General features: G+C 72.2%; 12 protein-coding genes. 7 read left to right on the top strand and 5 right to left on the bottom strand.

Going from position 1 to position 12,364, the window contains the following annotated elements:
* The first annotated feature begins 1 nt into the window (after position 1).
* The 4 genes from ABT300_RS07070 (at position 2) to ABT300_RS07085 (ending at position 3,498) form a co-directional block, all read left to right on the top strand.
* Entirely contained in the window at positions 2–973 is a 972-nt protein-coding gene (locus tag ABT300_RS07070) for an N-acetylmuramoyl-L-alanine amidase (protein WP_502977887.1), read from the top strand.
* A 178-nt stretch (positions 974–1,151) separates the two neighbouring features.
* Positions 1,152–1,976 carry a DUF5336 domain-containing protein gene (locus tag ABT300_RS07075; protein WP_319279509.1) on the top strand — a complete coding sequence of 275 codons (825 nt, stop codon included), beginning with the start codon at positions 1,152–1,154 and terminating at the stop codon, positions 1,974–1,976.
* 103 nt (positions 1,977–2,079) lie between these two features.
* A complete protein-coding gene (locus ABT300_RS07080) occupies positions 2,080–3,090 on the top strand; it encodes an LLM class F420-dependent oxidoreductase (RefSeq protein WP_351672979.1) in 1,011 nt (336 codons plus the stop codon).
* Positions 3,091–3,207: 117 nt separating this feature from the next.
* Positions 3,208–3,498, top strand: a complete 291-nt coding sequence (locus ABT300_RS07085; protein ID WP_319279506.1) for a hypothetical protein — start codon at positions 3,208–3,210, stop codon at positions 3,496–3,498.
* A 92-nt stretch (positions 3,499–3,590) separates the two neighbouring features.
* Here the strand turns inward: ABT300_RS07085 and ABT300_RS07090 are convergent, their stop codons facing one another.
* The 3 genes from ABT300_RS07090 to ABT300_RS07100 are packed head-to-tail and all read right to left on the bottom strand — an operon-like array spanning position 3,591 to position 6,888.
* A complete protein-coding gene (locus tag ABT300_RS07090) occupies positions 3,591–4,661 on the bottom strand; it encodes a prenyltransferase/squalene oxidase repeat-containing protein (RefSeq protein WP_351672980.1) in 1,071 nt (356 codons plus the stop codon).
* Positions 4,658–5,392, bottom strand: coding sequence for a class I SAM-dependent methyltransferase (locus tag ABT300_RS07095; protein ID WP_319279504.1), 735 nt, complete (start codon positions 5,390–5,392; stop codon positions 4,658–4,660). The genes ABT300_RS07090 and ABT300_RS07095 overlap by 4 nt, the downstream gene beginning before the upstream one ends.
* A complete protein-coding gene (locus ABT300_RS07100; protein ID WP_351672981.1) occupies positions 5,386–6,888 on the bottom strand; it encodes a glycosyltransferase family 4 protein in 1,503 nt (500 codons plus the stop codon). Before ABT300_RS07100 ends, ABT300_RS07095 begins: the two co-directional genes overlap by 7 nt.
* A gap of 242 nt (positions 6,889–7,130) precedes the next feature.
* Here ABT300_RS07100 and ABT300_RS07105 point away from each other — a divergent pair, with 242 nt between their 5' ends.
* Positions 7,131–7,760, top strand: a complete 630-nt coding sequence (locus tag ABT300_RS07105) for a TetR family transcriptional regulator (protein ID WP_351672982.1) — start codon at positions 7,131–7,133, stop codon at positions 7,758–7,760.
* Positions 7,761–8,012: 252 nt separating this feature from the next.
* Here the strand turns inward: ABT300_RS07105 and ABT300_RS07110 are convergent, their stop codons facing one another.
* Both ABT300_RS07110 and ABT300_RS07115 read right to left on the bottom strand, forming a co-directional pair.
* Positions 8,013–8,246, bottom strand: coding sequence for a ferredoxin (locus ABT300_RS07110; protein WP_319279502.1), 234 nt, complete (start codon positions 8,244–8,246; stop codon positions 8,013–8,015).
* A 6-nt stretch (positions 8,247–8,252) separates the two neighbouring features.
* Positions 8,253–9,710 (bottom strand): aldehyde dehydrogenase, encoded by a 1,458-nt coding sequence (locus tag ABT300_RS07115; protein WP_351672983.1) that lies wholly within the window; start codon positions 9,708–9,710, stop codon positions 8,253–8,255.
* A 519-nt stretch (positions 9,711–10,229) separates the two neighbouring features.
* Between ABT300_RS07115 and ABT300_RS07120 the strand changes: the two genes are divergently transcribed.
* Together ABT300_RS07120 and ABT300_RS07125 are read left to right on the top strand one after the other, a co-directional pair.
* Positions 10,230–11,291 carry a Strvi_7410 family MBL fold metallo-hydrolase gene (locus ABT300_RS07120; protein ID WP_351672984.1) on the top strand — a complete coding sequence of 354 codons (1,062 nt, stop codon included), beginning with the start codon at positions 10,230–10,232 and terminating at the stop codon, positions 11,289–11,291.
* 81 nt (positions 11,292–11,372) lie between these two features.
* Positions 11,373–11,831, top strand: a complete 459-nt coding sequence (locus ABT300_RS07125) for a nuclear transport factor 2 family protein (protein ID WP_351672985.1) — start codon at positions 11,373–11,375, stop codon at positions 11,829–11,831.
* The last annotated feature ends 533 nt before the right edge of the window (positions 11,832–12,364 follow it).

Below are 12,364 nucleotides of genomic sequence, written 5' to 3' on the forward strand. Positions count from 1 at the left end.
CGTGTCGTACCCAGGCCCGCACTCCGACCCCGCCGACCCCTTCGGGCCGTCCGGCTCCTTCGGCTCCCCGCAGCCGAGCCGTTCCCGCCTGCGGCGTCCCCTGACAGTGGCGCTGACGCTGCTGGTGCCCGGCGCGCTGCTGGGCTGGCTGGCGTACGAGGCGCTGGGCGCCTCGGGCGGCGAGGGCGCGGGAGGCGGGGCGGCCGGGGCGGGCTCCTCGTCGAGCGCCCGAGCCACGGTCCCGGTCGGCGGGGACGCGAAGCCGAACACGCTCACCGCGTCGCCGAGCCGGGCCGCCGCTCCCCTCGCGGGCAAGGTCGTCGTCATCGACCCCGGGCACAACCCCGCCAACGTCGACCACGCCTCCGAGATCAACCGCAAGGTGGACATCGGCACCAACTGGAAGGAGTGCGACACCACGGGCACGTCCACGAACGCCGGTTACAGCGAGGCGAAGTTCACGCTGGACGTGGCGCACCGGCTGCGCACGCTGCTCCAGGAGCAGGGGGCCACGGTGAAGCTGACGCAGGACGGGGACCGGCCGTTCGGCCCCTGCGTGGACGAGCGTGCGCGGATCGGCAACGCGGCGCACGCCGACGCGGTCGTGTCGATCCACGCGGACGGCGCCGGGGCCGGGCAGCGCGGCTTCCATGTGATCCTGCCGGGCGCGGTGCACAAGGGGCTGGCGGACACCCGGGCCGTCGTCGGCCCGTCCAAGGAACTGGGAGAGCTGATCGCGGGCGACTTCGCCCGCTCCACGGACACTTCGCCGTCGAACTACGTCGGCGACGGCACCGGTCTCGTCACGCGTGAGGACCTGGGCGGTCTCAATCTGTCAACGGTTCCCAAGGTGTTCATCGAGTGCGGCAACATGCGCGATAGCAAGGACGCGGCGCTGCTGACCAGCGGCGCCTGGCGGCAGAAGGCGGCGCAGGGGATCTCTGAGGGAATCGTGAGTTTCCTGCGCGGGTAGTGATCAGGGCGCTGATCCCGGCGGACAGGGCGATCGTGCGGACGATAGTGTCGTTCTTACGATGAGGGGCCACCCCCACGCTTCACACCGGGGCCTGACGGCGACATGGTGACAGCGACGCCTCTACCGCTATGTGCATGCGTGTACCGACGACGAGACGACTGACGAAGGACCTGAAGTGAATATCCGCTCCCTCACTCGAGGCGACGGCGTGGTGATCGGAGCAGCGGTATTGCTGTTCATCGCGTCGTTCCTGGACAACTACTCGATCGACGGGATCCCCGACAGCTACGATCTGCCGAACCTCTGGGGCAGCGGGCCGGTCCTGTTCAGCGTCGTTCTCGCGGGCGTCATCGGCGCCGCGCTCGTGGTCGTCAGCCGGGCGCTTCCGCAGCCGCCGAAGGTCGCCGGTCTGGAACTGCGCCAGTTCGGCGTGGCCTTCACGGTCTTCGCCGCCTGGAGCGCGCTGGGCAACGTCTTCGACCCCTCCGGCGGTTACGACAACGTCGGCGACAGCTCGAACAGCCCCGACGCCGGCGCCGGTCTGATCCTGGCCCTGGTCGCCACCCTGCTGCTCGCCGCGGCCGCTGTCGCCACCCCGCTCGTCCCGGCCCTGCAGGCCGCTCTCGTCCCGGCGCCCAGGCCGCAGGCCCCGCAGCCGTACGGCGCGCAGCCGCCCGCCGGTTACGGCTACCCGGGCGCCCCGCAGCCGTCGGCGTTCGGCGGTCAGCCGCAGGGGCAGCCCGGTCAGCCGGGTCCGCAGTCGTTCGGCGGTCAGCCCGCTCCGGCGCAGCCGTCCGCCGGGGACTTCTCGCCGTTCTGGTTCGCCGTGCCGGTGCCGCGTCCGCTGTACGCGGAGGACGGCGCGCCGACGCCGATCGCCGAACTGGCCCCCGGCACCTGGTACCTGGCCGTCGAGCAGGGCGCCCAGGGTCTGGTCGCCCAGACGCAGGACGGCCGGCGTGGCGTCCTGCGGGACGCCTCCGGCATCCAGCGCGGCTGAGTCCCGCTCCGCACCACGGCGTGCACGGCCCCTCGCCCTTCCGGGCGGGGGGCCGTTGCCGTACAGTCGCCCTCTCTGTCTGACACACCGTCAGGAGGCGGGCATGCGGCTCGGTCTGGCCCTCGGCTACTGGGGGCGCGGCCCCTCCCCCGACCATGTGGAGCTGGCCCGCGAGGCGGAGCGGCTCGGCTACGACTCCGTGTGGACGGCGGAGTCGTGGGGCTCGGACGTCTTCACCCCTCTCACCTGGATCGCCGCCCGGACGTCGAGGATCAGGCTGGGCACCGCGGTCGCGCAGATGGCGGCCCGCTCCCCCACCACGACCGCGATGCACGCCCTGACCCTGGACCACCTCTCCGGCGGCCGGATGATGCTCGGGCTGGGGCTGTCCGGCCCGCAGGTCGTCGAGGGCTGGTACGGTCGCCCCTTCCCGAAGTCGCCCCTGACGGCGACCCGGGAGTACGTGGACGTCGTACGGCAGGTGCTGCGGCGGGAGGGGCCCGTGGAACTCGACGGCCGCTTCCACACGCACCCCTACCGCGGCGCCGACGGGACGGGCCTCGGGCGACCGTTGAAGTCCATCACCCATCCCCTGCGTGCGGACCTGCCGGTGCTGTTGGGCGCGGAGGGACCGAAGAACGTCGCGCAGACGGTCCGCATCGCCGACGGCTGGCTGCCGCTGTACTGGTCGCCGAACCGGCCGGACGCGTACGGGCCGGCGGTGGCGGAGCTTCCGGAGGACTTCCGGGTCGCCCCGCTGGCGCGGGTCAAGGTCTGCGACGACGTCGGCGAGGGGCTTCTGGGCGTGAAGACCATGCTCGGCTTCTACATCGGCGGCATGGGCCACGCCACCCGCAACTTCCACGCCGACCTGATGGCGCGCATGGGGTACGAGGAGGAGGCCCGGCACGTGCAGGAGCTGTTCCTGGCCGGCCGCCGCGAGGAGGCCGTGCTCGCCGTGCCGGACGCCTTCGCCGACGAGATCTCCCTCGTCGGCCCCCGCGAACGCATCGCCGAGCGGCTGGAGTCGTGGCGCAAGGGGCCGGTGACGGACCTGCTGGCGGTCGCGCCGGACCCGACGACCCTGCGGGTGCTGGCGGAACTCAACTCCTGACACGGCCACTTCGGCGGTGCTTCCGCGCGGGCCCGACGACCTGGCGGCCCGCCCGGCCTGAGGACCTGGACGTCCTGCCCGAGGTTTCATCAGGAATCGAACGGCAATCCGGAGAACATGTCTCGATATCGCAGTGGTTCCAACTCCGCCGGAACGGTCATCGCGGTGGTAGCGGACGTCATGGCCGTCATCCTCGGCCTGTGGATCGTGATGTACCTGCTGGACGCCAACCGGGGCAACGACCTCGTCCAGTTCGTCCATCACGCCGCCAACTGGCTGGCCGGCTGGTCCCGTGACCTCTTCACGTTCGACGAGGCGTGGGCGAGGGTCGTGGCCGGCTACGGTCTGGCGGCGGTGGTGTACCTGTTCGTCGGCCACGCCATCGCGAACCGCGTCCACCGCCACTGACGTCTCCGAGCGCGGTCCCCGGACCGCGCTCCCGGCCGCTCCCGGCCTCTCAGGCGCGGGGGGTCGGCCTCTCGGGCACAGCAACCGACCTCTCAGGCGCAGCAGTCCGCTTCGAGTCCCGCCGGAAGCTGCTCGCCGCCGAACACGGCGCAGGTGGCCTCGTGGCCGCCGAGGGCCGCGACCGCGAGCAGCAACGACCCCGCGGTCCAGGCAGTGAGCTCCTCGGGCCAGATCGCCTCGTCGTCGAAGACGAACCCGGTCCAGTACAGCCCCGAGTCCGCGTCCCGCAGGTGCTGGATGGACTGCAGGATCTCCAGCGCCCGGTCGGACTCGCCCATCGCCCACAGCGCGAGGGCGAGTTCGGCCGACTCCCCGCCCGTGACCCACGGGTTGGGCACGACGCACCGCACGCCGAGGCCCGGCACCACGAACCGCTCCCAGTCGGCCTCGATGCGGGACTTGGCCTCCGCACCGGTCAACGCGCCGCCCAGCACCGGGTAGTACCAGTCCATCGAGTAGCGGTCCTTGTCGAGGAACCGCTCGGGATGCCGTCGTATCGCGTGCCGCAGCGCGCCGACCGCCAACTCCCAGTCGGGCTGCGGCTCTTCGCGCTGCTCGGCGATGGCGAGCGCGCAGCGCAGCGCCTGGTGGATGGAGGAGGAGCCGGTGAGCAGCGCGTCGGCCGTGGGCGTGCCGTCGTCGTCGCGCCGCCAGCCGATCTGTCCGCCGGGCTGCTGGAGCCGCAGCACGTACTCGATCGCCGCGTACACGCTCGGCCACATCCGGTCGAGGAAGGTGTCGTCCCCGGTGGAGAGGTAGTGGTGCCAGACGCCGACGGCTATGTACGCGACGAAGTTCGTCTCGCGCCCCCGGTCGGCGACGTCGTCGTGGGCGCCGTCGGCGTAGGCGGCGTACCAGGAGCCGTCGTCGTTCTGGTGCCGGGCCAGCCAGGCGTAGGCGCGTGCGGCGGCGTCGTGCTCGCCGGCGGCGTCCAACGCCATCGCGGCCTCGGTGTGGTCCCAGGGGTCGAGGTGGTGGCCCCTGAACCACGGGATGGCGCCGTCCTCCCGCTGCACGGCGAGGATGCCGGCGACGGTCGCGGCGGCCTGCCCTGCGGTGAGGACCCCGGGCAGGACCAGGTGTTCTGTCCGGGAAGTGGTCACCGCGCGTCCACCGCGGGCAGGTGCGGCTTGGTCGCGTAGGCCACGAAGCTCTTGCCGATCAGCGGGTTGAGGGCCTGCTCGGCGACCCGGGTGGCCAGCGGCTTCTTCATGATGTCCCAGACCAGCAGCTTGTGGTATGCCCGCACCGGCAGCGCCTTGTCGTTGTCGACGCCGAACGCGCACTTCAGCCACCAGTACGGGGAGTGCAGCGCGTGGGCGTGGTGGGTGCCGTAGGGCTGGAGGCCGGCCTCGCGGATCTTCTCGAGGAGTTCGTCCGCCTTGTAGATGCGGATGTGGCCGCCCTCGACCTCGTGGTAGGCGTCGGAGAGGGTCCAGCAGACCTTCTCGGGGCCGTAGCGCGGGACGGTGATCGCGATGCGTCCGCCCGGCCTGAGCACCCGCACCATCTCGGCGAGGACGCCCTTGTCGTCCGGTATGTGCTCCATGACCTCGGAGATGATCACGACGTCGAAGGACTCGTCGGGGAAGGGCAGCGCGAGCGCGTCGCCCTCCATGGCGGTGGCGGTGGCGCCCTCGGGGGCCTCGCCGGCCTCCTTCATCGCCGCGAACCACTTGGCGACCTCGCGGATCTCCTCGGCGTTCTGGTCGAGGGCCACGACCTGCGCGCCGCGCCGGTAGCACTCGAAGGCGTGCCGCCCGGCCCCGCAGCCGAGGTCCAGGACTCGGTCGCCCGGGGCGAGCGGGAACCGGGAGAAGTCGACGGTCAGCACGTGGCCCTGCTTTCGCGATCGGATGCTTCGGATACGACGTCGGCCGCCGCCACGGCCTCGACGGTCCCGGCGGCCTCGGGAGCTTCGGCGGCGAGCGGGGCCGCGGAGATCCGGGAGGCGTCGGGGGCTTCGGGGTCGCCGTGGGCGGCGGCGACCGGGGCGACCCGTGCACGGCCGCCGTCGGCTGGGCGGCCGCCGTCGGCTATCGCCTCGCGGTACCGGGCGACGGTCCCCTCGGCGGCGCGCGCCCAGGTGAACCGCTCCAGCACGCGTTGCCGTCCGGCCGCGCCGAGCCGGGCGCGCAGGGCGGGGTCGCCCAGCAGCCGGCCGAGGCCCGCGGCCAGTGCGCCCGCGTCGCCCGGCGGCACGGCCAGGCAGGTGTCCCCGTCGCGCCCGGCGACCTCGGGGATCGCCCCGCCGGTCGTGGCGAGCAGCGGGGTGCCCGTGGCCATGGCCTCGGCGGCCGGCAGGGAGAAGCCCTCGTACAGGGACGGCACGCAGGCGACCTCGGCCGAGCGCACCAGGTCGACGAGTTCGGCGTCGGAGATGCCCTTGACGAACTCGACGGACCCTTCGAGGTCGTACCGCTCGATCGCCTGGGCGACCGGCCCCTCCTGCGGGCGCTTGCCGACGACGACGAGGTGGGCGTGCGGGTGCTCGGTGCGTGCCTTCGCCAGCGCCTCGACGAGGAAGACCAGGCCCTTGAGGGGGACGTCCGCGCTGGACGTCGTCACGATCCGGCCGGGCACGACGGCCACGGACGGATCTGGCGAGAACAGGTCGGCGTCGGCGCCGATGTGGACGACGTGTATGCGGTCGTCGCGGACGCCGAGGTGGTCGGCGATCTCCTGCCGGGAGGTGCCGGAGACGGTGAGCACGGACGGCAGCCGGCGCGCCACGCGCTTCTGCATCCGGGTGAAGGCGTACCAGCGGCGCACCGAGAGGCGTCGGCGGCGTCCCTCGGCGGCGTCCAGCTCCAACTGCCGGTCGACGGTGATGGGGTGGTGGATCGTGGTGACCAGCGGTGCGCCGACGTCGCCCAGCAGTCCGTAGCCGAGGGTCTGGTTGTCGTGCACGACGTCGAACTCCCCGCTGCGGGCGCGCAGATGGCGGCGGGCGCGCAGGGAGAACGTCAGCGGCTCGGGGAAGCCGCCCGTCCACATCGTCGCCACTTCGAGGGCGTCGATCCAGTCGCGGTACTCGCCGCGTCCGGGGGTGCGGAAGGGGTCGGGCTGGCGGTAGAGGTCGAGGCTGGGCAGTTCGGTGAGGGTGACGCGGTCCTCGTGCCCCGGGTCGAGCACGGGGTAGGGCTGGGAGCCGATCACCTCGACGCTGTGCCCGAGGCGGGCGAGCTCCCTCGACAGATGCCGTACGTAGACGCCCTGCCCCCCGCAGAACGGGTTCCCCTTATAGGTGAGGAGTGCGATCTTGAGCGGTCGCTCGCCGTCGGAAGCACGGTCACGCCGGGACCCCGCCTGACTGGCCTCAGCGGTCACTCCGGGCCCCCTTCTGCCTGCATGGTCCCGCGAGACTACGACGGGACGCTAATCTAGAACAAGTTTCAGACTTGATCGTTCGGGAGGCTCTGAATCTACCGGCAGGTAGGAGCGCTGAGGGCAGCGGATCAGGTGATTCACGCCACGACCGGCAGGGGCCGGCCGCTCTGCCGAGTCGCATGATCACCGCCCCCTCACCGACGGTCACCACGACTGTCACGGAACGGACCGGAGCGGGACCCATGTCTGCGGATGCCACCCCACAGCGCCCGGCGCACTCACCTCTCACCGAGCGTCAGGAGGCGCGCCGTCGCCGCATTCTGCACGCGAGCGCGCAGTTGGCCAGCCGGGGCGGCTTCGACGCGGTGCAGATGCGGGAGGTCGCCGAGTCCTCGCAGGTCGCCCTCGGCACGCTCTACCGCTACTTCCCCTCCAAGGTGCATCTGCTGGTCGCCACGATGCAGGACCAGTTGGACCACATGCACGGCACGCTGCGCAAGAAGCCCCCGACCGGCGAGAGCGCCGCGGACCGCGTCGCGGAGACCCTGATGCGCGCCTTCCGCGCCCTGCAGCGCGAGCCGCACCTGGCGGACGCGATGGTGCGGGCGCTGACCTTCGCCGACCGCAGCGTGTCGCCCGAGGTGGACCAGGTGTCCCGGCAGACGACGGCGATCATCCTGGACTCGATGGGTCTGACCGACCCCACGCCCGAGCAGCTCTCCGCGGTCCGCGTCATCGAGCACACCTGGCACTCGGCGCTGATCACCTGGCTGTCCGGGCGCGCGTCCATCGCGCAGGTGCGGATCGACATCGAGACGGTGTGCCGGCTGATCGACGTGACCGACCCGAAGGCCCTCCGGACGCGCGAGTAGAGCGCGTCGAGACGAGCCCGGCCCCGCGCCCGCACGAGAAGACCTACGAGGCGACCGGGGTTCTCCGTCCGGCCCTGGCCTGCGGCCTTCCGGTCCCTCAGTCCGTCCGTCGACGTCGGCCCCGGCGGATGCCCTGTCGTGCGGCGTCGCGCCCGAGTCGGCTACTCCGGTCGAACTCCCTCACTCGCCTCGTAGGCCTCTACCAGAATAGAACACTCGAACCTGAATGAAACCCCCCAAATCGAATATTTCTCACTCGTCGGGAGGGAAGACCGCCTCGCCGTTCTCCACCAGCGTGATCATGATCGCCTCCACCGGACAGCTCTCCGCCGCGGCCAGCACCCGCTCGTTGGCGTCCGTGTCCGGATCGGCCGGATGGGACTGCCGTGCCGTGTCCAGCCGGAAGCCGCCGGGTGCGTGATGGATGCACTGGGCGGAGCCGATGCACAGGGAGCGGTCCACCTCGACGTGCCAGCGGTCGCCCATGGCAGCTCAGCCCTCCCAGCCCGCCGGCAGGTGGATCATCTTGTGCTCCAGGTACTCGCCGAACCCCTCGGGCCCGAACTCCCGCCCCAGTCCGGAGTTCTTGTAGCCGCCGAACGGGCCGAGCATGTCGAGGCTGAAGGTGTTCACGGAGTACGTCCCGGTGCGGACCCGGCGCGCGATCTCTATGCCGTGCTCGACGTCGGCCGTCCACACACTGCCGCTGAGCCCGTAGTCGGAGTCGTTGGCGATCTCGAGGGCCTCGGACTCGTCGCCGTAGGGCAGCAGGCAGATCACCGGGCCGAAGATCTCCTCGCGGGCGATCCGCATGGAGTTGTCGACGTCGCCGAAGAGGGTCGGCTCGACGTACCAGCCGCGTTCCAGGCCCGGCGGACGTCCACCGCCCGTGAGGATCTTCGCGCCCTCCTCCTGGCCGATGCGGATGTAGTCGAGGTTGCGGCGCTGCTGGCGCTCGGCCACCAGCGGGCCGACCTGGGTCGCCGGGTCCAGCGGGTCGCCGACGACCAGCGCGGCCGCCGCGGCGGCGAAGGCGTCGGCGAACTCGTCGTAGCGCGAGCGCGGCAGCAGGATGCGGGTCTGGGCGACACACGCCTGGCCGTTGTTCATCCAGGCGGCCGAGACGATCCCCGGGACGGCGGTGGCGATGTCCGCGTCCGGCAGGACGACGGCCGCCGACTTCCCGCCCAGCTCGAGGGTGACCCGGGTGAGATTGCGGGACGCCACCTCCATGACGCGCTTGCCGGCCGCGACCGAACCCGTGAAGGAGACCTTGTCGACGCCGGGATGCCCGACCAGGTACTCGCTCACCTCGCGGTCCGCGGGGAGGATCGACAGCACTCCCTCCGGCAGCCCGGCCTCCCGCGCGATGTCGGCGAGGACGTACGCGTCCAGCGGCGTCTCCGGCGAGGGCTTGAGGATCACCGTGCACCCGGCGAGCAGCGCGGGCGCGAGCTTGGCCGCGGCGACGAACTGGGGGACGTTCCACGGGACGACGGCGGCGACCACGCCGACCGGCTCGCGCCGCACGAGGATCCTGCCGAGCACGCCGTCGCGACGCTCCTCGTAGGTGAAGTCGCCGGCCACCCTGATCGCCGCGTCCCACACCATCATCGCGCCGAGGGCCTGCGCGAGGACGCTCCAGGAGTACGGCGAGCCGTTCTCGGCGGAGATCACCCGGGCGAGCTCCTCGTGACGCGCGAGGATGCCGTCCTTGATCCGGGTGACGACCGCGATCCGTTCGTCGAGCGGGAGCCGGGGCCAGGGCCCCTCGTCGAAGGCCTGCCGGGCGACCGCGACGGCACGGTCCACATCGGCCCGCGAGGCGTGCGGCACCCGCCCGATGACCTCCTCGGTGTGCGGCGAGATCACCTCGATGACGGCATCGCCCAGGGGATCCGTCAACGTGCCGCCGATGAACAGCTGTCCGTGTTCCACGAGCTCGGCCATGGCCACTGCCTTCGTTTCTGACGGTGTTTCAGAAACTGATACCAGTTCCGGTCGCACTACGCCAGGGCAGCCGCCGAACCCGCCCTCACCAGCGGCTTCTCCGTACCGCTCAACCGCCCGACGCGCCGTCCCGCCCCGTCAGCTCGTCCAGCCGCGCCAGCAGCCCCTTCAGTGCGGCGATCCCCAGATCCGACGCCCAGGCGCCTCGATCTCCGCCATGTCGCACCCGTCGGCCACCCCCGCGAGGACCCCCGGCGCCAGCCCCGCCCACTGCCGTTCGGTCAGACACCCGGGCCGACCGACCGACCGCTGCGCATGCCCGACCGACTGCTGCGCATGCCCGTCCTACGGCGGAGCAGCGTCCGTCGCGGCCGGTCCGCCGGCCTGACCGAGTGACGCATCCTCCGCATTTCTCACGACATCCGTCATGCATCTCCTCCGACATGGAACCCGGTGACTTGAGCACCTATTGGAACCAGTTCTAGTTATAGTGGGCGGTGGTCGGGCGACGGAGGGCAGATGAAGCGCAGTCAGGACGGACTCGCCGACGGACCCGGCACGTTCGACCACGGCGGCGGCGTCCGCTCGTTGCGGGTGCCGATCCCCGACAACCCCCTCGGCCACACCCTGGTGTACGTCGTCGACACCGACCGCGGACCGGTGCTGATCGACGCCGGCTGGGACGACCCGTCCGCCTGGGAGGCCCTGACCTCGGGGCTCACCGCCTGCGGCACCTCCGTCGAGGCCCTGCACGGGGTGGTCGTCACCCACCACCACCCCGACCACCACGGTCTGTCCGGGAAGGTGCGGGAGGCCTCCGGGGCGTGGGTGGCGATGCACGCGGCGGACGCCGCCATCGTGCGGCGCACCCGGAGGACCCGGCCCGAGCGCTGGTACACGTACATGGCGGACAAGCTCACGGCCGCCGGCGCCCCCGAGGAGCACATCGCGCCCCTGCGCACGCCCACCGTCCGCCGCCGCAACCTGCCCGGCCTGGCGCCTGCCCTCCCCGACCGGGAGATCGTCCCCGGCGAGTTCCTCGACCTCCCCGGCCGCCGGCTGCGCGCGATCTGGACCCCGGGACACACCCCGGGCCATGTCTGCCTGCACCTCGAGGAGGAGCACCCCGCCCGGCTCGGCGGCCACGGCCGGCTCTTCTCCGGCGACCATCTGCTCCCGGAGATCACCCCGCACATCGGCCTCTACGAGGACCCGGACGACGACACCGTCACCGATCCGCTCGGCGACTACCTGGACTCCCTCGAACGCGTCGGCCGCCTCGGCCCGGCCGAGATCCTGCCGGCCCACCAACACTCCTTCACCGACGCCCCGTCCCGCGTGAGGGAGTTGCTCGCCCATCACGAGGACCGTCTCACCGGCCTCCTGGCCCTTCTCTCCGTCCCCCTCACCGCCTGGCAGGTCGCCGAACGCATGGAGTGGAACCGGCCCTGGGAGCACATCCCCTACGGCTCCCGCAACATCGCGGTCTCGGAGGCGGAGGCGCATCTGCGCCGACTCGTGAAACAGGGCCGGGCGGAGGCGGTGACGGGGAGCGACCCGGTGACGTACGTGGCGGTGTGACGTCGCAGAGCGATCGCGCCGACGCGGTGTCACGCCGGCAAATCGATCGCCGGGTCGCGGTCGCGCCTGGTAGACAGGCGTATGGACCCTCTGGAACGCCTCCTCGCCGAGCGTGCCTGCGAACGTCTCGTCGTCGACTTCGTCCACCGCCTCGACCTCGGGGAACCCGCCACCGTGTCGGAGTTGTTCACCGAGGACGGCAGCTGGGAGTGGCCGGCGGGCGAGCGGCTGGTCGTGGGACGCACGGCCCTGCGGGAGTACTTCGGCTCGCGCCCCGCCGACCGGCTGTCCCGCCGCCTGATGGCGAACGTCCTCGTGACGGCGACCGGACCGGACTCCGCGCACGCGGTCTCGTACTTCTCGACGCACCGGGTCGACGGCTACGAGGGCGGCGTCGTCCCCGCGGGCCCGCCCGTCCAGGTCGGCCACTACCAGGACGCGTTCCGGCGGGTCGACGGCGAGTGGCTGCTGGCACGGCGGGTGCTGTTCCTCCCCTTCGGAGGACCGACACCGCGCGCCACTACACCGTCAGGGACCTGATCAACTCGGCTTCGGACGCGAATAGTTACGTCTCCGGCGGGCGCCTCGTCGGGTTCGCGGGCCGGCGCGTCGTCGGGCTGGCGGACTGCTCCCCCGGATGCGGCGACCTGGGCGAGGATCACCGCGGACGTCAGCCGGTCCGGCCCGGGTCGTCGTCCGCCCTCCGCGTTCGCCCTGGAGCACGGTGAGCCCATGCGGCCGCCCTCTCACCAGGTCGGCGGGCAGAGCGGGGGCGGACGGCCGACGCCGGGGCCCCCTCGGGCCCGTTGCTACCTGCCGGTAGAGTGGCCGCGTCGTCCACGCCCGTACAGGGGGAAGCCGGTGCAATTCCGGCGCTGTTCCTTCCCCGAGCCTCGGCTTCGCTCGCCCCGGGGAGGCCCCGTCCGCAGAGCCGGATCGCCCGGTGCGGGACGTGACCGGCTCGCGTGCGTCGGCAGGCCCGCCGTCGCACGGCACCGTCGAGGCCTACGGAGCCGAGCCGCCGGGATGTCCCGTGCCGCCCGGCTCCCCGACCGGGAGAGGCACCCGCCGAT

Origin of the sequence: Streptomyces sp. NPDC001027 (assembly GCF_040299045.1) — a bacterium.
GTDB lineage: Bacteria > Actinomycetota > Actinomycetes > Streptomycetales > Streptomycetaceae > Streptomyces.